Source organism: Variovorax sp. GW458-11-26-14-LB1, assembly GCF_059423965.1.
The window spans coordinates 33,690-53,301 of the sequence record NZ_JBWKYW010000029.1 but is presented as its reverse complement, the minus strand read 5'-3'; the positions used below and the strand labels follow the sequence as shown (position 1 = coordinate 53,301).

The following is a 19,612-nucleotide window of genomic DNA, read 5'->3' as shown; positions in this document are numbered from 1 at the left end:
GCGATGACCCACGCCACCGTCCACCAGGTCTTCGCCGCCACGGCCGCGCGCACCCCGCAGGCCGAATTCCTCTTCACCGAATCGGTGACCGCCGCCGCCTACGGCATCGCCGCCGGCGCCATCCGCTGGGGCGAAGCCGCCGCAGAAATCGAGCGGCTGCGCAGCGCCTACGCGCAGGCCGGCTACGGCCACGGCCACCGCGTCGGCCTGCTGCTGGAGAACCGGCCCGCCTTCATCTTCCACTGGCTCGCGCTGAATGCGCTGGGCGCGAGCGTGGTGCCGATCAACGCCGAGATGCGCTCGGCCGAGCTGGTCTACCTCATCGGCCACAGCGAGATCGGCCTGGCCGTCACGCTGCCCGAGCGCGCTGCCGACCTGCAGGCCGCCGCCGCGCAAGCCGGCGTGGCCTTCGAGACCATGGGCCCCGACGACGCCGTGCCACCCGCGAAGACCGCCGCGCCGCGCGCCGGCGAGCCCGTGGGCACCGACACCGAATGCGGCCTGCTCTACACCTCGGGCACCACGGGCCGGCCCAAGGGCTGCATCCTGAGCAACGCGTACTTCCTGCGCGCGGGCCAGTGGTATGCCGCGCTCGACGGCGTGTGCAGCATCCGCCCCGATGCCGAGCGCGTGATCACGCCGCTGCCGCTCAACCACATGAACGCGATGGCGTTCTCGACCATGGTGGTGCTCATTGCCGGTGGCTGCCTCGTGCAACTCGACCGCTTCCACCCGAAGAGCTGGCTGGCCAGCGCGAAGGAAAGCGGCGCGACCATCGTCCACTACCTGGGCGTGATGCCCGCGATGCTGCTGTCGGCCCCCGCGTCGGCGGCCGACCGCGACCACGCGATCCGCTGGGGCTTCGGCGCCGGTGTCGACCGCAAGAACCACGCGCCCTTCGAAGAACGCTTCGGCTTCCCGCTGGTCGAGGCCTGGGCCATGACCGAGACCGGCGCGGCCGCCTGCATCATGGCCAACCGCGAGCCGCGCCTCGTGGGCACCAGCTGCTTCGGGCGGCAGGAAGACTTCGTCGAGATTCGCCTCATGGGCGAGGACGGCAGCGACGTGGGCACCGACATGCCCGGCGAACTGCTGGTGCGCTCGGCCGGCGCCGACCCGCGCCGCTATTTCTTCTCCGGCTACCTGAAGGACGAAGAGGCCACGCGCGAAGCCTGGGCCGATGGCTGGTTCCACACCGGCGACCTCGTGCGCCGCGATGCCGACGGCAACTTCTTCTTCGTCGACCGCAAGAAAAACGTGATCCGCCGCAGCGGCGAGAACATCTCGGCCGTCGAGGTCGAGAGCGTGCTCAACCAGCACCCGGCCGTGAAGACCTCGGCCGTGGCCGCCACGCCCGATGCGGTGCGCGGCGACGAGGTGCTCGCCTGCATCGTGCTGCGCGAAGACACCGATGCGTCGCAGCGCGAAGCGGTCGCGGCCAGCATCGTCCGGCATGCGCTGGCGCAGCTGGCGTACTACAAGGCGCCGGGCTACGTGGCCTTCGTCGAGGCGCTGCCGCTCACGCCCTCGCAGAAGATCCAGCGCGGCCAGCTGCGCGAGATGGCGCAGACGTTGCCGGGCCAGGGCCATTGCATCGACACGCGCTCCATGAAGAAGAGGCAGGCATGACCAAGCGACGGCTCTCTTATGAAGGCGTCGCGGTCGCGGTGCCCGTCACCGTGCCCTATGTGCGTTACTCCACGCGCACCGCGCACTGGTTCGTCGGCCAGGCCATCGACGCGCTGGTGCAGGCCAGCGGCGTGGCCAAGGAGCAGATCGACGGCCTGTGCCTGAGCAGCTTCTCGCTGGCGCCCGATACGGCCGTGGGCGTCACGCAGCACCTGGGCCTGTCACCGCGCTGGCTCGACCACATGCCCACCGGCGGCGCCTCGGGCGTGATGTGCCTGCGCCGCGCCGCGCGCGCCGTGCAGGCGGGCGATGCCGACATCGTCGCCTGCGTGGGCGCCGACACCAACCACGTCGACTCCTTCCGCCAGACGCTGGGCAGCTTCAGCAACTTCGCGCGCGACGCGAGCTACCCCTACGGCTCAGGCGGCCCGAACTCGATCTTCGCGTTCATCACCGCCAACTACATGCGCACCTACGGCGCCACGCGCGAAGACTTCGGCCGCATCTGCGTGGACCAGCGCACCAACGCGCTGGGCAACCCCAACGCCATGTTCAAGAAGGGCCTCACGCTCGACGAGTACATGGCCGCGCGGCCCATCTCCGACCCGATCCACCTGTTCGACTGCGTGATGCCCTGCGCCGGCGCCGACGCCTTCCTCGTGATGAGCGAGGAGCGTGCGCGCGACCTGGGCCTGGCGCACGTCGTGATCCGCGGCGCGATCGAGCGCCACAACGCCTACGCCGAAGACCCGGTGATGGTGCAGGGCGGCTGGCGCAAGGACCGCGACGACCTCTACGCACAGGCCGGCGTGCAGCCCGCCGCGCTCGACTTCGTGCAGACCTACGACGACTACCCCGTCATCGTGATGATGCAGTTCGAGGACCTGGGCTTCTGCGAGAAGGGCGAGGGCTCGGCCTTCGTGCAGGCCAACACCATGACCTTCGACGGCAGCTTTCCGAACAACACCAGCGGCGGCCAGCTCTCGGCCGGACAGGCGGGTGCGGCGGGCGGCTTCCTCGGCATGGTCGAGGCGATCCGACAACTGACCGACCAGGCCGGCGCGCGCGCCGTGCCCAACGCCCAGCTGGGCCTTGTCGCCGGCTTCGGCATGGTGACCTACGACCGCTGCCTCTGTACAGGCGCCGTCATCCTCGGGAGACCGGAATGATGTACCCCCACGTTTGCCGCTTCGCGGCTGCACTGCCCCCCGAGGGGGCCGCGCGCCTGCCTTGGGGCGGCCCGGCGGAGGCGCTATGACGATGCCCATGATGCGCCCCCCGCGCAAGAACCCGGTGCTGCGCACCCGGCAGATGAACCTGCCGCCCGGCGCGCGCGGCCGCGTCGCGCTCGGCCTCACGGCCGCCGCCGCCGAGGGCCGCTTCGAGCTGCAGACCTGCGAGGACTGCGGCACGGTGCAGTACCCGCCGCGCGAGGTCTGCCACAAGTGCCTGTCGTCGGCGCTGCGCTGGCGCCAACAGAGCGGCGAGGGCGCGCTGCTCGGCAGCACCACGCTGCACCACAGCAACGACCTGTTCTTTCGCGAGCGGCTGCCCTGGCGGCTGGGCCTGGTGCACCTGGATGCCGGCCCCACGCTCATGGTCCACCTGCACGGCGAGGTCGGCGATGCGCCCACGCGCGTGCGTGTCGGCGCCCGGCTCGACCGCGCCGGCCAGGCCGTCCTCATTGCTTTTCCGACTGAAGGGAGTCCCCACATGGCCGACGACAAGATGCTGCGCGAAATGACCAGCGACCCGAAGTTCCGCAAGGTGCTGGTGACCGACGGCAAGACCGAAACGGGCCAGGCCCTCGTGCGTGCGCTGGTGAAGGCCGGCGCCGACATCGTCTGGGTCGGCCATGCCGAGCCCTGGAAAAAGATGGGCGACGGGCTGGACGACATCTCGGCGCTGCCGCAGGTCACGCTGGTGCCGCTGGACCTCACCAACGGCCGCCAGGTGACCGAGCTGGCCGGCTCCATCGGCGGCAAGGTCGACATCGTGATCAACAACGCCGAGGTGCACCGCACCTTCGGCATCGGTGCGCGCCGTGGCACCGACGTGGCCAAGGCCGAGATGGACATCAATTACTTCGGCCTGCTGCGCCTGGCGCAGGAGTTCGGCCCCGCGCTCAAGGGCCGCTCGGCCGACGGCGCGACGGGCGCGACGGCGTGGGTCAACCTGCTGTCGATCTACGCGCTGAGCAACTTCCCGCCGCACGGCACCTTCAGCGCCTCGAAGGCCGCGGCGCATTCGCTGGCGCAGTGCCTGCGCGCCGAGATGCGGCCCGCCGGCATCCGCGTGATCAACGTGTTCCCCGGCCCCATCGACGACGAATGGAACCAGCACACGCCGCCGCCCAAGCTGGCACCCACCGCGCTGGCCAACGCCATCGTGAAGGCGCTGCGCGACGGCGTGGAAGACGTGTACCCCGGCGACGTGGCACAGGAGTGGCTCGAGCGCTGGCGCGACAACCCCAAGGTGCTCGAACGCGAACTGGCCGCTGGCGGCTGAGAACAGGAGCCACACGAATGACCACGACAACCGAACTGATGTCCGCCGCCGAAGTCCTCGGCAGCCTCGTGACCGCCATGGCCAGCGGCCGCATCCGCGTGATCGACCTCACGCAGACGCTCACGCCCGAGTTTCCGCAGATCGCGCTGCCGCCCGAGATGGGCCAGTGCTGGCCCTTCCGCATCGAGGAAGTGTCGAAGTACGACGAGCGCGGCCCGGGCTGGTACTGGAACAACTTCTCCTGCGGCGAGCACACCGGCACGCACTTCGACGCGCCGATCCACTGGATCTCGGGCCGCGACCTGCCGAACAACTCGGTCGACACCATTCCCGTGCAGCACTTCGTGGCGCCGGCCTGCGTGATCGACTGCTCGCCGCAGGTGAAGGACGACCCCGACTACCTGCTGACGCTCGAAGACATCGAGGCCTACGAAGTCGCGCACGGCCGCATTCCCAAGGGCGCGTGGGTGCTCATGCGCACCGACTGGTCCAAGCGCACCGACCCCGAGGCGTACCAGAACTTCGACGAGACCGGCCAGCACACGCCCGGCCCGAGCACCGAGGCCGTGCGCTTCCTGGTCGAGCAGCGCGACGTGCTGGGCTTCGGCTCCGAAGCCATCGGCACGGACGCCGGGCAGGGCTACCACCTGCGTCCGCCGTACCCCTGCCACTACTACATGCACGGCGCGGGTCGCTACGGCCTGCAGTGCCTGAGCAACCTCGACCTGCTGCCAGCCTCGGGCGCGGTGCTGATCTGCCCGCCGCTGAAGATCGAGAAGGGCAGCGGCAGCCCGCTGCGCGTGCTGGCCCTGGTGGGAGCCACGGCATGAGCGCCGCCGCACCCAAGGTCGCGGCCGTCACCGGCGGCAGCGCCGGCATCGGCAAGGCCATCTGCGAAGACCTGCTCGCGCAAGGCTACGAGGTGGTCTCACTCGCGCGCCGCAAGGCCGAGATCGACCACCCCAAAATGCACAGCCTCGAGGTCGACCTGGCCGACCGCGCCGCCACCGGCCAGGCCGTGCGCGAACTGGTCGAACGCTTTGCACCGACCACGATCGTCCACAACGCCGGCGTCATCCGCGCCGCGCTGTTGCCCGACGTGAAGCTCGACGACCTCGATGTGCTGGTCGACCTGCACCTGGGCTGCGCCATCCAGCTCGTGCAGGGCGCGCTGCCCGCGATGCGTGCGCAGCGCTTCGGCCGCGTGGTGCTGCTGTCGTCGCGCGCCGCGCTGGGCCTGGCCATGCGCACCAGCTACTCGGCCACCAAGGCCGGCATGCTGGGCATGGCGCGCACCTGGGCGCTGGAGCTCGCGGCCGACGGCATCACGGTGAACGTGGTGGCGCCGGGCCCGATCCGCACCGACATGTTCTACGACGTGGTCGAGGCCGGCAGCGAGAAGGAGCGCGCGCTCGCGGCCTCGGTGCCCGTCAAGCGCCTGGGCGAATCGGCCGACGTGGCACGCGCCGTGCGTTTCTTCGCCGCGCCCGAGAACAGCTTCGTCACCGGCCAGGTCCTGTATGTCTGCGGCGGCACCAGCGTCGGCAGCCTCGCCCTCTAGTTTTCATTTCAGCGTCCGTTTCGTTCCGTTCAAAAACATCACCTCTGGAGCATCGCCATGAAAGTCCTGAACCGAATTCGCACCCTCGCGGCTGTTGTCGCGGGCCTCGGCGCGCTGAGCGCCGCCAGCGCGTGGGCCGCCGATCTCAAGGTCGGCTTCATCACCTCGCTGTCGGGGCCGGTGTCGTCGCTGGGCATTCCGTACGAAAAGGGCATGAAGGCCGCGCTCGCCTACAAGGCCGACCTGGGCGGCCGCAAGATCCAGCTGGTGCAGCTCGACGATGCGTCCGACCCCACCACGGCCGCGCGCAATGCACGCAAGATGATCGACGAGGACAAGGTCGACGTCATCATCGGCACGGCCGGTTCGCCCGGCGCGCTGGCCATTGCCGGCGTGGCGCGCGAAACCAAGACGCCGCTGATCTCCATCGCCAACGCCAACCTGCCGGGCGAAGAGGGCGCGTGGATGGTCACGCTGCCGCAGCCCGCACCGCTCATGGTGAGCGCGGTGGTCGAGCGCATGAAGAAGTCGGGCGTGAAGACGGTGGGCTACATCGGCTTCTCCGACGCCTGGGGCGACCTGGTGTACGGCGCGCTGCAAAAGAGCGCCGAGCCGGCCGGCATCAAGATCGTGTCGAACGAGCGCTATGCGCGCGGCGACGCCTCGGTGACCGGGCAGGTGCTCAAGATCGTGGCGCTGCGCCCCGACGCGGTGATCACCGGCACCTCGGGCACGCCGGGCGCGCTGCCGTACCTCGCGCTTTCGGAGCGCGGCTACAAGGGCCAGATCTACGGCATGCACGCGCTCATCAACCCCGACTTCGTGCGCGTGGGCGGTGCCTCGGTCGAAGGCCTGCTGGCCCCTACCGGCCCGGTGATCGTGGCCGAGCAGCTGCCGAACGACAACCCGATCCGCAAGGTGTCGATGGACTTCCGCGCGGCGTATCAGAAGGCCAACGGCGCGCCGCCGACCGACGCTTTCTCGGCCTACACCTTCGATGCATGGCTGGTGTACCTGGACGCCGCCCAGCGTGCGCTGGCCACCAAGGCCGAGCCCGGCACGCCGCAGTTCCGCCTGGCGCTGCGCGACGCCATCGTGAGCACCAAGGAGCTGGTGGGCACGCACAGCGTCTACAACTTCAAGCCGACCGAGCGCTACGGCTCGGACGACCGTTCGCGCGTCGTCGTGAAGCTCGAGAAGGGCCAGTGGAAGCTGGTGCCCTGAACGCCCTCGCGTCGATCCGATGAACGCCGCCCACCCCATGCACCCGCTGCTTCGTTCCCTGCGTCGCCGGCGCGCGACCGGCACCGTGCTGTTCGCCGCCGCGCTGCTGGCCGGCTGCGCCGCGACCGCCCCGGGCGGCAGCGGCGAGGTCACCATCAAGCGCGACCGCTACGGCGTGCCGCACGTCTACGCCAGCGACACGCGCGGCCTGTTCCACGGCTTCGGCTATGCCGTCGCCGAAGACCGGCTCTACCAGCTGGAGATGGCGCGGCGCTCGGGCAACGGCAGCGTGGCCGAGGTGCTGGGGGCCGAGTTCGTCGCGACCGACAAGGCCACGCGCTCCAACATCGATCCGGTGTCGATCCGCCGCCAGATCGATGCGCTGAATGCGGACGACCGTGCCATGTTCGAAGGCTACGCCGCGGGCGTCAACGCGCGCATCCGCGACGTGCTGGCCGACCGCGCGAAGTTGATGCCGCGCGAGTTCATCGACAACGGCTTCGAGCCCGCGCCCTGGACCGCGGACGACGTGGCCATGGTCTGGATCGGCCTGATCCTCAACCGCTTCTTCGCGGGCACGGCGGAGGTGGCCAACCTCTCGCTGCTCAACCAGCTCAAGGCCGCGCGCGGCGACGTGGCCGGCCTGCAGCTGTACGAGCAGCTGCGCTGGCTCGAAGACCCGACCGCGCCGACCATCGTGCCGCGCGGCAACGCGAGCCGGCTGGCGAGCGCCGAGCCCGGCGACGCCGCGCTCGCGCCGGTCTCCGCGCAGGCCGCCGCCGACTTCCGCGCCACGCAGGTCGCCCGCATGGGCCTGGCCGCCACCGAAGGCATGCCGACCGCCAGCAACGCCTGGGTGCTCGGCCCCTCGCGCACCAAGGAAGGCGTGGCCGTTCTGTACAACGGCCCGCAGCAGGGCTTCAACAACCCGTCGTTCGTGCACGGCATCGGCCTGCACGGCGCGGGCTACGACCTCACGGGCCTCACACCCATCGGCCTGCTGCCGGTGCTGTTCGGCACCAACGGCACCATCGCCTGGGGATCGACGGTGGGCTCGCTCGACACCAACGACATCTACCAGGAAGAACTGAACCCGGCCAACCGCCACGAATACAAGTACGACGGCGCCTACCGCCCGATGACCCGTCGCACCGACGTGATCCGCGTGAAGGGCGCCGCGCCGCAGAGCGTGGACATCTACGCCACGGTGCACGGCTTCGTTCAGAGCTGGGACGTGGACAACGCCCGCGCCTACACCGCACGCAGCACCTGGCAGGGCCGCGAGGTCGAGACCATGCTCGGCTGGGCGCGCGCTGCGCGGGCGCGCGACTGGTCGGGCTTTCTCGCGCAGGGCGAGCGCGTGGCCGCGTCCATCACCTGGTTCTATGCCGACGTGGCGGGCAACATCGGCGCCGTGGGCCTGGGCCGCATGCCGCGCCGCCCGGCCACGCAGGACATCCGCTTTCCCGCGCGCGGCGACGGCAGCATGGAGTGGCAGGGCAGCCTGCCGTTCAGCGCCAACCCGCGTGCCTACAACCCCGCGCAGGGCTACCTCGCGAGCTGGAACAACCAGATCGCCGAAGGCCTGCGCGCAGACGGCGCGAACTTCTCGCACGTCGACCGCGTCGCCGAGATCCACGCACAGCTGCAGGGCACGGCGAAGCTGGGCGCCGACGAGGTCTGGCGCGTGAGCCAGGGCGCGGCGCTGGCCGACCTGAACGCGCGCTACTTCGTGCCCCTCATCGTCGACGCGGCCAAGGGCCTGCCGGCCGGCGACCCCGCGCGCCGCGCGGCCGACCTGCTCGCCAACTGGGACCTGAAGAACCGCGTCGCCCCGGGTGGCGAGGTGTACGACAACCGCGCCACCACCGTGCTGCGCGCGTGGCTGGGCGCGATGTCGCGGCGCCTGCTGGCCGACGACCTGCCGCCGGCCGTGTTCTCCACCTACGCCAACCTCGGCTATCCCACGCTCACGCCGCGCGGCTCGCCGGGCAGCGCCCAGCCCGCGGCCGTGGCCAAGCTGCTGTGGAACGCGCTGAGCGGCCCGGCGTCGGGTGTGCCGCAGCGCCACGACTTCTTCAACGGGCAGGACCCGCGCACGATGGTGCGCGCCGCACTGACCGACGCGGTGGGCGAGCTGCGCACCCGCCTCGGGCCCGACATGGCCGCGTGGACCACGCCCGTGGTGCGGCACCGCTTCTCGCGCATCAACGCCATCGGCGTGCCATGGGCCGGCGCGGGCGACGAGCCCGAAGTCAGCCCCTACATGAACCGCGGCACGCTCAACTACCGCGTCGTGCTGCGCCCGGGCGCGCTCGACATGTGCTCGGTCGCCGCGCCGGGGCAGAGCGGCTTCGTGAGCCCGGCCGGCGTGCGCGACCGCCACTACGGCGACCAACTGGCGCTGTTCGAGCGCTTCGAATGCAAGCCGGAGCGGCTCACGCCCGCGCAGGTCGATGCCGACCTCGAATCGCGCCGCACCTTGCGCTACTGACCGTCCCTCGTCCCCATTCCAACCCCCGAAGAGGAAGCTCCCATGAAGAAAATCTCCCGCCTTGGCCTCGCGCTGCTGGCCGCCTTCACCGCCGTCGGTGCGGCGGCGGCAGACCTCAAGATCGGCTTCATCAGCTCGCTCTCGGGGCCGGTCGCGGCGCTGGGCGTGCCCTACGAGAAGGGCATCCGCGCGGCCATCGCCGAGCGGCCCGAGATCGGCGGGCGCAAGGTGCAGCTCATCGTGCTCGACGACGCATCCGACCCGACCACCGCCGGGCGCAACGCGCGCAAGCTGGTGACGGAAGACAAGGTCGACGTGCTCATCGGCACCTCGGGCGTGCCGGGCGCGATGGCCATCGCCTCGGTGGCGCGCGAGCTCAACACGCCGCTCATCTCGCCCACGCCCGTGACCATTCCGGGCGCGGACGGCGCATGGACCGTCACCGTGTCGCAGCCGTTCCCGCTCATGGTGGCGGGCGTGGTCGAGCGCATGCAGAAGTCGGGCGTGAAGACGGTGGCCTTCATCGGCTTCTCGGACGCGCTGGGCGACCTGGCCTACGACTCGCTCGTGAAGAGCGCCGCCACCGCCGGCATCAAGGTGGTGGCGAACGAGCGCTATGCGCGCAGCGATTCGTCGGTGGCCGGGCAGATCCTGAAGATCGTCGCGGCGCGGCCCGACGCGGTGTTCGCGGGCAACTCCGGCACGCCGGGCGCGCTGCCCTACCTGGCACTGGCCGAGCGCGGCTACAAGGGCAAGATCTACGGCACGCACGGCCTCATCAACGCCGACTTCGTGCGCGTGGGCGGCACGGCCATCGACGGCCTGCAGGTGCCCAGCGGCCCGGTGCTGGTGGCCGACCAGCTGCCCGAGAGCAACCCCATCAAGAAGGTCGCGATGGGCTTTCGCGCTGCGTACCAGAAGGCGAACGGCGCGGTGCCCACCGATGCCTTCTCGTCGTACACCTACGACGCCTACCTGCTGCTGGCCGACGCGGCCTCGCGCACCAAGGGCGAGCCCGGCACGCCGCAGTACCGCACGGCGCTGCGCGACGCCATCGTGGGCACGAAGGAGCTGGTGGGCACGCACGGCATCTACACCTTCAAGCCCGACGACCGCTACGGCTCCGACCAGCGCGGCGTGGTGATCGTGCAGATGAACAAGGGCCAGTGGAAGCTCGTTCCCTGACCTCGGTTCAACCGAAGCCCACCGCCATGACCGCCTACCGCAACCGCCCCGATCTCGTCGCGGCGCTGGTCCGCGACGACCGGGTGCACCGCGACCTGTACCTCAGCGACGAATTGTTCGCGCTGGAGCAGGAGCGCCTGTTCGCCCGCACCTGGGTCTTCCTGGGCCATGCCAGCCAGGTGCCGGCGGCGGGCGACTTCGTCACGCAGGAGATCGCGGGCCGCCCGCTGCTCATGGTGCGCCAGCCCGACGGCGCGGTGCACGTCATGTACAACCGCTGCGCCCACAAGGGCACGCAGCTGGTGACGGAAGAGAGCGGCAACACCGGCCGCTTCTTTCGCTGCCCGTACCACGCGTGGACCTACAAGCTGGACGGCGCGCCGCTGGGCCTGCCGCTGAAAAACGGCTACGAGGGCACGCAGCTCAAGGCCTGCGAGTCGGGGCAGGGGTTGTCGGTGGTGAAGCATGTGAAGGTGTACCGCGACTTCGTGTTCGTGCGCTTGTCCGACACCGGCCCCTCGTTCGAGGACTACTTCGGCGAGGTGCTGGGCGCGCTCGACAACATGGTCGACCGCTCGCCCGAGGGCAAGCTCACCGTGGGCGGCGGCGTGCTGCGCAACATCGTCCATTGCAACTGGAAGATGTACCTGGAGAACATCAACGACACGGTGCACCCGATGTCGACGCACGAGTCGGCCACCAAGGCCGCCGAGGCGCTGTGGGAAGGGCATGCGCCCACCGACCCCAAGCCGATGGCGATGGAGCAGATATTGCCCTTCGGCTCGGGCTACGAGTTCTTCGACCAGATGGGCGGGCGCGTGTTCGCCAACGGCCACAGCGTGCTGGGCGTGAACTTCAGCATCCACTCCAACTACGCGCAGCTTCCCGAGTACGAGGCCGCGATGCAGGCCGCGCACGGCGCAGCGCGCGCCGCCGACATCCTGCAGCGCTCGCCGCAGAACTCGGTGCTGTACCCGAGCCTGTCGGTCAAGGGCTCGCCGCAGGCCATCCGCGTGATCCGCCCGCTGGCGGCCGACCGCACGCTCATCGAGGCCTGGAGCTTCCGCGCGGCCGGTGCGCCCGCGCTGCTGTTCGAGCGTGCCATGAGCTACAACCGGCTCGTGTTCTCGCCCATGTCGGTGGTGGCGCACGACGACGTGCACCTGTTCGAGAGCATCCAGAAGGGCCTGCGCGCCGGTGGCAACGAATGGATCAGCCTGCACCGCAACCACGACCCGGCCGAGACGCAGCAGGCCACGGTGACCACCAACGGCACCAACGAGCTGCTCATGCGCAACCAGTTCCGCGCCTGGGCCCGGGCCATGACGCCGGAGGTGGCGGCATGAACGACCCGCGCGACTTCATCGCCCACGAGGCGGCCCTGCTCGACGCGCGCCGCTTCGACGACTGGCTGGCCCTGTTCGCCGACGACGGCCACTACTGGGTGCCGCTGCTCGGCGCGGCGCAGGCCGATCCGTTCTCGCACAACTCGCTGGCCTACGAAGACCGGCTGCTGCTGCAGCTGCGCGTGGAGCGCCTGAAGAACCCGCGCGCGCATTCGCAGCACCCGGCCAGCCACAGCCAGCATGTGCTGCAGCCCTCGCGCATCGAGGAAGAGGGCGCCGACGAAGTTCACCTGCGCACGCCCTTTCTCTACATCGAGGCGCGCGGCGACGACCAGCTGCTGCTGAGCGGCACCGCCCGCCATCACCTCGTCCGCACCCCCACGGGCTGGTCGATCCGCGAGAAGCGCATCGACCTGCTCAACGCCGCGCGCCCTCTGCCGGCCATCCAGTTGTTCATCTGAGTTTCTGTTCCTTCCATCCTTCCTCACTGGAGCTACGACATGAAGAACCTGATGCAGACCTTGACGCGCGGTGCCCTCGCCGCGGCGCTGACCGCCTGTGGTGTGGCGAGCGCACTGGCGGCCGACCTCAAGGTCGGACTCAGCGTGTCGCTGTCGGGGCCCAACTCCTCGCTGGGCGTGCCGTACGCCAAGGGCATGCAGGCCGCGCTGGCCTACAAGGGCGAGGTCAACGGCCGCAAGATCCAGCTCGTGGTGCTCGACGACGGCTCCGACCCGACCACGGCCGGGCGCAACGCGCGCAAGCTCATCGAGGACGAGAAGGTCGACGTGCTCATGGGAACCTCGGGCGTGCCGTCGGCCATCGCGATGGCGCAGGTGGGCAAGGAGGCGAAGACGCCGATGATCGGCCTCACGCCCATCCTGCTCGACCCCAACGAGAACCCGTGGGTCATGACGGTGGCGCAGCCCACGCAGCTCATGATCGACGCGGTGGTCGAGCGCATGAAGCGCAACAACGTCAAGACGGTGGGCTACATCGGCTTTTCCGACGCCTGGGGCGACCTGGTGTACGAGGCCCTGAACAAGGCCGCGCCCGCCGCCGGCATCAAGGTGGTGAGCAACGAGCGCTACGCGCGCGCCGATGCCTCGGTGACCGGCCAGGTGCTGAAGATCGTGGCGCTGCGCCCCGACGCGGTGATGACCGGCGGCGCCGGCACGCCGGGCGCGCTGCCGTTCCTGGCGCTGCAGGAGCGCGGCTTCAAGGGCGGCGTGTACGGCCAGCACGGCCTGATCAACCCCGACTTCGTGCGCGTGGTCGGCGCGGCCGGCCAGAACGCGCTGATGCCCACGGGCCCGGTGATCGTCGCCGAGCAGCTGCCGGCCGACTACCCGACCAAGAAGATCGCGACCGACTTCCGCGCCGTGTTCCAGAAGGTCAACAACGCACCCACCAGCGACGCCTTCTCGGCCTACTCGTTCGACGGCTGGTTGGTGTTTGTGGACGCCGCCTCGCGCGCCATGAAGAAGGCCGAGCCGGGCACACCCGAATTCCGCGTGGCGCTGCGCGACGCCATCTTCAGCACCAAGGAAGTGGTCGGCACGCACGGCGTCTACACCTTCAAGCCCGGCAGCCTGTACGGCGTGGACGAGCGCGCGCGCGTGATCGTCAAGCTCGACAACGGCCAATGGAAGCTCGCCCCTTGAATCTCCTGTTTCCCTTCACGACAACGACAACGACAACGATGACTCCGACAGAGGTTTTTCTATGAACTGGGACGTGGCATTGATCCTCGTCACCGACGGCCTGGCCAACGGTGCCGTCTATCTGCTGGCCGGACTCGGGCTGGTGCTGATCTTCTCGGTCACGCGCGTGGTCTTCGTGCCGTTCGGCGACATCGCGGCCTTTGCCGCCCTGTCGCTGGCGGCCTTCGAAACCGGCCGCGTGCCGCCGACCATCGGCATGGTCGCGGTGCTGGCCGCGCTGGCGCTGGTCACCGAGATCGGCAGCCTGCTGCGGCGCGGCGAGGCCGCACGCATACCGAAGGCGGTGTTGATGTGGGGCGTGCTGCCCGCCATTCCGTGCGTGCTCGCCTGGCTGGCGGCGCGGCCCGGCGTGCCGGTGGCCGTGCACATCGCGGTGGCGGTGCTGCTGGTGGTGCCCATCGCGCCGCTGCTGGCGCGCGTGGTGTTCCAGCCGATCGCCGATGCCTCGGTGCTGGTGCTGCTGATCGTGTCGCTGGCGCTGCACTTTCTGCTCTCGGGCCTGGGCCTGCTGTTCTTCGGTCCTGAAGGCTCGCGCACCACGCCGCTCACGAGCGCGGTGTTCACGCTGGGCGACGGCTTCACGGTCAGCGGCCAGGTGGTGCTGATGGTGGGGGCGGCTGTGGTGCTGAGCGGGCTGTTCTTCCTGGTGTTCGAGCGCACGGTGGCCGGCAAGGCGCTGCGCGCCACGGCCGTGAACCGCGTGGGCGCGCGGCTGGTCGGCATCCGGCCGGTGCGCACGGCGTTGCTGGCCTACGGCTGCGCCTCGCTGCTGGCGGGGCTCATCGGCGTGCTGATCGCGCCGGTGACCACCATGTACTACGACTCGGGTTTCATCATCGGCCTGAAGGCCTTCGTGGCCGCGATCATCGGCGGGCTCGTGAGCTACCCGATGACGGCCATCGGCGCGCTGGCGGTCGGCGTGGTCGAAAGCTTCGCGTCGTTCTGGAGCGGCGCGCTGAAAGACGTGATCGTGTTCAGCCTGCTGATCCCGGTGCTCATGCTGCGCTCCTTCATGGCGGCCCATTCGGAAGAGGAAGAAGACGAGGTGGACCAATGAACGGCAACACCAAACGCATGGCGTGGATCGCGGCGGTGATCGTCGTGCTGGCCCTGGTGCCGGCCGTGGCGGGCAGCTTCACGGTCTCGCTGCTGAACGACATCGGCATCGGCGCGCTGGTGGCGCTGGGCCTCGTGCTGCTCACCGGCGTGGGCGGCGCCACCTCGTTCGGCCAGGCGGCCTTCGTGGGTATCGCGGCCTACGCCACGGCGTGGCTCACAACCGCGCAGGGCCTGTCGCCGTGGCTGGGGCTCTTGTTCGCGCTGCTGCTCACGGGCCTGTCGGCGCTGGCCATCGGCATGCTCACGCTGCGCCTGGGTGGGCACTTCCTGCCGCTGAGCACCATCGCCTGGGGGCTGTCGATCGCGATGCTGTTCGGCAACGTCGATGCGCTCGGGCGCCACACGGGCCTGTCGAACATCCCGGCGCTGCAGATCGGCGGCTGGTCGCTGGCCGATCCGCGCGCGATGTACTACCTGATCTGGGTGGTGGTCGGGCTGGCCTGCCTGTTCAGCCACAACCTGCTGCAGTCGCGCCCCGGCCGCGCGATTCGCGGGCTGCGCGGCGGCGCCACGCTGCTGGCCAGCGTGGGGGCGGATGCGTACCGCGTGCGGCTGTCGCTGTTCGTCACGGCGGCGCTGTTCGCGGGTCTGGCCGGCTGGCTCTATGCGCACATGAACCGCTTCGTGAGCCCGTCGCCCTTCGACGTGCGCGCCAGCATCGAGTACCTGCTGATGGCCGTGGCCGGCGGGCTCGGGCAGCTGGCGGGCGCGCTGGTGGGTGCGGCGCTGGTGCTGGTGCTGAAGAACGGCCTGCAGGACGTGCTGCCGATGCTCACGCAGCGCGCGGGCCAGCTGGAGGCCGTGGCCTTCGCGGCGCTCTTCATCCTGCTGCTGCACTTTGCGCGCGGCGGCGTGATGGGCCTGCTGCGGCGCTGGACGCGCCGGCGTGCCGCGCCGCAGGGTGCCTCGCGCTACACCGGTGCGCCGGTCGAGCCGCTGCCGCACCGGCAGCTGCCGGCACGCGGCACGCAGGTGCTGTCGGTCAACGGCGCCGTGAAGCGCTTCGGCGGGCTGGTGGCGGTGAACGACGTGAGCTTCGACGTCAAGGCGGGCGAGATCATCGGCCTCATCGGGCCCAACGGCGCGGGCAAGTCGACCATGTTCAACCTGCTGACCTGCACGCTGCCGATGAGCGCGGGCCAGGTGCGCTTTCTCGAGCACGACATCGCCGGCATGCCGCAGCGCGCGGTGGCGCGGCTCGGGCTGGCGCGCACCTTCCAGCACGTGAAGCTGCGCCCGCACATGAGCCTGCTGGACAACGTGGCGCTGGGCGCGCACTCGCGCACCCGCTCGGGCATCCTGAAGGCGGGCCTGCGGCTGGACCGCACGGAAGAAAGCCAGATACTGCAGGAGGCGCAGCGCCAGCTCGACCGCATCGGCCTGGGCGACCGCGCGCACGAGCTCGCGGGCAGCCTGCCGCTGGGCACGCAGCGCATCCTGGAGATTGCGCGCGCGCTGGCCGCCGACCCCGTGCTGCTGGTGCTCGACGAGCCCGCGGCCGGCCTGCGCCGCAAGGAAAAGATGGCCTTGGGCGACCTGCTGCGCAAGCTGCGCGAGGAGGGCGTGACCATCCTGATCGTCGAACACGACATGGACTTCGTGATGAAACTGGTGGACCGTTTGGTGGTGATGAACTTCGGCTCCAAGCTCGTGGAGGGCGTGCCGTCGGCGGTGCGCGCCGACGAGCGTGTGCAGGCGGCTTACCTGGGGAGCGTTGTATGACCGCGATGCTGGAGATTGGCGACCTGCACGTGTCTTATGGGCAGGTCGAGGCCGTGCGCGGCGTGTCGCTCGACGTGCAGCGGGGCCAGATCATCTCGGTGATCGGCCCCAACGGCGCGGGCAAGACCACGCTGCTGGCGGCGGCCATGGGCCTGCTGCCGTGCAAGGGCACGCTGCGCTTCGAAGGCGAAGACCTGCAAGGGCTCGACGTGGAGTCGCGCGTGGAGCGCGGGCTGTGCCTCGTGCCCGAGCGGCGCGAACTGTTCGGCGAACTCACCGTGCTCGACAACCTGCAGCTCGGCGCCTACGCCAAGCGGCTGCGGGGCGATGCGATGAAGAAGCAGCTGCAGTCGGTGTACGACCGCTTCCCGCGCCTGGCCGAGCGCCGCGCCCAACGCGCCGACACGCTCTCGGGCGGCGAGCGGCAGATGCTGGCCGTGGGCCGCGCGCTCATGTCGGCGCCGCGCCTGCTGATGCTCGACGAGCCCAGCCTGGGCCTGGCGCCGCTGATCGTGCGCGACATCCTCACCATCGTGCGCAAGCTGCGCGACGACGGCGTGTCGATCCTGCTGGTGGAGCAGAACGCACGCGCCGCGCTCGAAAGCTCGGACGAAGGCTACGTGCTGGAGACCGGCGAGATCGCGCTGTCGGGTGCTTCCGGTGACCTCGCCAGCGACCCGCGCGTGCAGGCCACCTACCTCGGCGGAGGCACGCACGATGACGAGTGACCCGCGCGCGGTGCCGCCGGCGCAGCGCACGCTGCCCGCCATGCTGCAGCGGCAGGCGGCGCTGTTCGGCGCCCGCCCGCTGCTGCGCATCGCGGGCCGGCAATGGACGCATGCCGATGCAGCCGACGCGGCGGCCACGCGCGCCGGCGCGCTCGCACAGCATGGCGTGGCGCGCGGCGACCGCATCGCCGTGATGTGCGGCAACCGCATCGAGTTCCTCGACACCTTCCTTGGCGCGGGCTGGCTCGGTGCGTCGGTCGTGCCGGTCAACACCGCGTCGATGGGGCCGCAGATCGAGTACTTCCTTGCGAACAGCGAGGCGAAGCTGCTGGTGATCGAGGCGGGCTTTCTCGATCGACTGGTCACGGCCGACCTGGCCCGCACGGCGCTGCGCGAGGTGTGGGTGGTCGGCGAGGCCGAAGCGCCATGGACGCCGCCCGCCGGCGTGCGCGTGTCGGCCTACCCGCCGGGTGCGCAGGCGCTGCCGCCCGCTGCGGTGCAGCCGGGCGACCCGCTCGCCATCCTCTACACCTCGGGCACCACGGGCCCGGCCAAGGGCGTGATCTGCCCGCAGGCGCAGTACTTCTGGTGGGGCGTGAACAGCGCCGAGGTGCTCGGCGTGGGCCGCGACGACGTGCTGTGCACCACGCTGCCGCTGTTTCACATCAACGCGCTCAACACCTTCGCGCAGGCCGCGCTCACCGGGGCCGAGGTGGTGTTCGAGTCACGCTTCTCCGCCTCGGGCTTCTGGCCGGCGATGCGTGCCAACGGCGCGACCGTGGTCTATCTGCTCGGCGCGATGGTGCCGATTTTGCTGGCGCAGCCCGAGGGCGAGGGCGAGCGCAACCACCGCGTGCGCACCGGCCTCGGGCCCGGCGTGCCCGCCGCGGCGGGGCAGGCGTTCAAGGCGCGCACAGGCGTGGCGCTGCTCGAAGGCTATGGCTCGACCGAAACCAACTTCGCCATCGCCACCGCGCCCGATTCGCCGCGCGGCGGCGTCATGGGCTGGCTGCGCCCCGGCTTCCAGGCCTGCGTGGCCGACGAAGACGACGTGCCGCTGCCGCCCGGCGAGGCCGGCGAGCTGCTGCTGCGCGCCGACGAGCCCTATGCCTTTGCCAGCGGCTACTTCCACATGCCCGAGAAGACCGTCGAGGCCTGGCGCAACCTGTGGTTCCACACCGGCGACCGCGTGGTGCGCGATGCCGACGGCGCGTTCCGCTTTGTGGACCGCATCAAGGACGCGATCCGCCGGCGCGGCGAAAACATCTCGTCCTTCGAGGTCGAGCAGGTGCTGCTGAGCCACCCCGGCGTGGCCTCGTGCGCGGTGTACCCCGTGCGCTCCGAGCTGGCCGAAGACGAGGTGATGGCCGCGCTGGTCGCGCGCGAGGGCGTCGTCATCGACCCGGCCGAGCTGGCGCGCTTCTGCGAAGGCCGGCTGCCGTACTTCGCGGTGCCGCGCTACATCGACCTCTTGCCCGACCTGCCGCGCACCGAGAACGGCAAGGTGCAGAAGTTCAAGCTGCGCGAGCGCGGCGTGGGGCCGCAGACCTGGGACGGTCGGCCCGCCAAAGCCGGATGACGCACGCCACCGCGCTTCCACTGGCAGGGCGCGTGGCCTTCGTGACCGGCGCAGGGCAGGGGCTGGGCGCGGCCATCGCGCGAGGGCTGGCGCAGGCCGGCGCGCGCGTGGCGCTGGCCGACATCGACGAAGCCAACGCCCAGGCCGTTGCCGCCGAGGTGAATGGCCTCGCGCTGCCGCTCGACGTGCGCGACGAGCAAGCCTTCAACGACCGCTTCGCGCAGGCCGTGGCGCACTTCGGCGGCGTCGACATCCTGGTCAACAACGCGGCGCGCACGCCGACCACCTCGCTGTGGGACATCACGCCCGCCGAGTGGGACGACGTGCTCGCCATCAACCTGCGTGGCAGCTTCTTCGGCTGCCGCATCGCGGGAAGGCACATGCGCGAACGTAGCGCGGGCCGCATCGTCAACCTGGCCTCGCTGGCGGGGCAGCAGGTCAGCAGCGCCACCGGCGCGCACTACGCGGCCAGCAAGGCCGGCCTGCTGGCGCTGACGCGTGCCTTTGCGCAGGAACTGGCGCCGCACGGCGTGACCGTGAACGCGCTGGCCCCCGCCGCCATCGACAGCCCCGCACTCGCCGCGCTGCCACCCGAGCGGCAGCAGGCGCTGAAGGACGGCATTCCGCTCGGTCGCTTCGGGCTGGCCGACGAGGTGGCCGCCGCCGTCGTCTACCTGGCCTCGCCGGCCGCGGCCTTCATGACCGGGGCGACGCTGGACCTCAACGGCGGCCGTTTCATGCGGTAGCACCCTGCTGGTGCGCAAATGGCTAAAATGATTCAGAACTAAACCAT

16 protein-coding genes are annotated in these 19,612 nt (G+C 70.5%); all 16 read left to right on the top strand.

Translation table 11 applies throughout. The features are described from left to right. Positions 1–3: 3 nt before the first annotated feature. Positions 4–1,629 (top strand): AMP-binding protein, encoded by a 1,626-nt coding sequence (locus tag AC07YS_RS19310; protein ID WP_495268840.1) that lies wholly within the window; start codon positions 4–6, stop codon positions 1,627–1,629. Then, positions 1,626–2,798, top strand: coding sequence for a thiolase family protein (locus AC07YS_RS19305; RefSeq protein ID WP_369629754.1), 1,173 nt, complete (start codon positions 1,626–1,628; stop codon positions 2,796–2,798). Before AC07YS_RS19310 ends, AC07YS_RS19305 begins: the two co-directional genes overlap by 4 nt. An 85-nt stretch (positions 2,799–2,883) precedes the next feature. Next, positions 2,884–4,137, top strand: coding sequence for an SDR family NAD(P)-dependent oxidoreductase (locus AC07YS_RS19300; RefSeq protein WP_492736882.1), 1,254 nt, complete (start codon positions 2,884–2,886; stop codon positions 4,135–4,137). A 17-nt stretch (positions 4,138–4,154) separates the two neighbouring features. Continuing rightward, on the top strand, positions 4,155–4,967 hold the full coding sequence (locus tag AC07YS_RS19295; RefSeq protein WP_495268839.1) for a cyclase family protein: 813 nt from the start codon (positions 4,155–4,157) through the stop codon (positions 4,965–4,967). Next, positions 4,964–5,698 carry an SDR family oxidoreductase gene (locus tag AC07YS_RS19290; RefSeq protein WP_495268838.1) on the top strand — a complete coding sequence of 245 codons (735 nt, stop codon included), beginning with the start codon at positions 4,964–4,966 and terminating at the stop codon, positions 5,696–5,698. Before AC07YS_RS19295 ends, AC07YS_RS19290 begins: the two co-directional genes overlap by 4 nt. Positions 5,699–5,755: 57 nt before the next feature. Next, positions 5,756–6,922, top strand: a complete 1,167-nt coding sequence (locus tag AC07YS_RS19285) for an ABC transporter substrate-binding protein (protein WP_489058046.1) — start codon at positions 5,756–5,758, stop codon at positions 6,920–6,922. Between the two features lie 19 nt (positions 6,923–6,941). Next, positions 6,942–9,416, top strand: a complete 2,475-nt coding sequence (locus AC07YS_RS19280; protein ID WP_495274006.1) for a penicillin acylase family protein — start codon at positions 6,942–6,944, stop codon at positions 9,414–9,416. 42 nt (positions 9,417–9,458) lie between these two features. Further along, on the top strand, positions 9,459–10,601 hold the full coding sequence (locus AC07YS_RS19275; RefSeq protein ID WP_062474995.1) for an ABC transporter substrate-binding protein: 1,143 nt from the start codon (positions 9,459–9,461) through the stop codon (positions 10,599–10,601). A 26-nt stretch (positions 10,602–10,627) separates the two neighbouring features. Further along, entirely contained in the window at positions 10,628–11,947 is a 1,320-nt protein-coding gene (locus AC07YS_RS19270; protein WP_495268836.1) for an aromatic ring-hydroxylating dioxygenase subunit alpha, read from the top strand. Then, a complete protein-coding gene (locus tag AC07YS_RS19265; RefSeq protein ID WP_495268835.1) occupies positions 11,944–12,408 on the top strand; it encodes an aromatic-ring-hydroxylating dioxygenase subunit beta in 465 nt (154 codons plus the stop codon). The genes AC07YS_RS19270 and AC07YS_RS19265 overlap by 4 nt, the downstream gene beginning before the upstream one ends. A gap of 39 nt (positions 12,409–12,447) precedes the next feature. Further along, positions 12,448–13,611, top strand: coding sequence for an ABC transporter substrate-binding protein (locus AC07YS_RS19260; RefSeq protein WP_492680837.1), 1,164 nt, complete (start codon positions 12,448–12,450; stop codon positions 13,609–13,611). Positions 13,612–13,672: 61 nt separating this feature from the next. Next, a complete protein-coding gene (locus AC07YS_RS19255) occupies positions 13,673–14,728 on the top strand; it encodes a branched-chain amino acid ABC transporter permease (RefSeq protein WP_495268834.1) in 1,056 nt (351 codons plus the stop codon). Then, a complete protein-coding gene (locus tag AC07YS_RS19250; protein WP_495268833.1) occupies positions 14,725–16,512 on the top strand; it encodes a branched-chain amino acid ABC transporter ATP-binding protein/permease in 1,788 nt (595 codons plus the stop codon). Before AC07YS_RS19255 ends, AC07YS_RS19250 begins: the two co-directional genes overlap by 4 nt. Further along, positions 16,509–17,240 (top strand): ABC transporter ATP-binding protein, encoded by a 732-nt coding sequence (locus tag AC07YS_RS19245; protein WP_070062350.1) that lies wholly within the window; start codon positions 16,509–16,511, stop codon positions 17,238–17,240. Before AC07YS_RS19250 ends, AC07YS_RS19245 begins: the two co-directional genes overlap by 4 nt. Then, entirely contained in the window at positions 17,230–18,819 is a 1,590-nt protein-coding gene (locus AC07YS_RS19240; protein WP_495268832.1) for an ATP-dependent acyl-CoA ligase, read from the top strand. The genes AC07YS_RS19245 and AC07YS_RS19240 overlap by 11 nt, the downstream gene beginning before the upstream one ends. Beyond that, positions 18,816–19,565 (top strand): SDR family NAD(P)-dependent oxidoreductase, encoded by a 750-nt coding sequence (locus tag AC07YS_RS19235; protein WP_495268831.1) that lies wholly within the window; start codon positions 18,816–18,818, stop codon positions 19,563–19,565. Before AC07YS_RS19240 ends, AC07YS_RS19235 begins: the two co-directional genes overlap by 4 nt. The last annotated feature ends 47 nt before the right edge of the window (positions 19,566–19,612 follow it).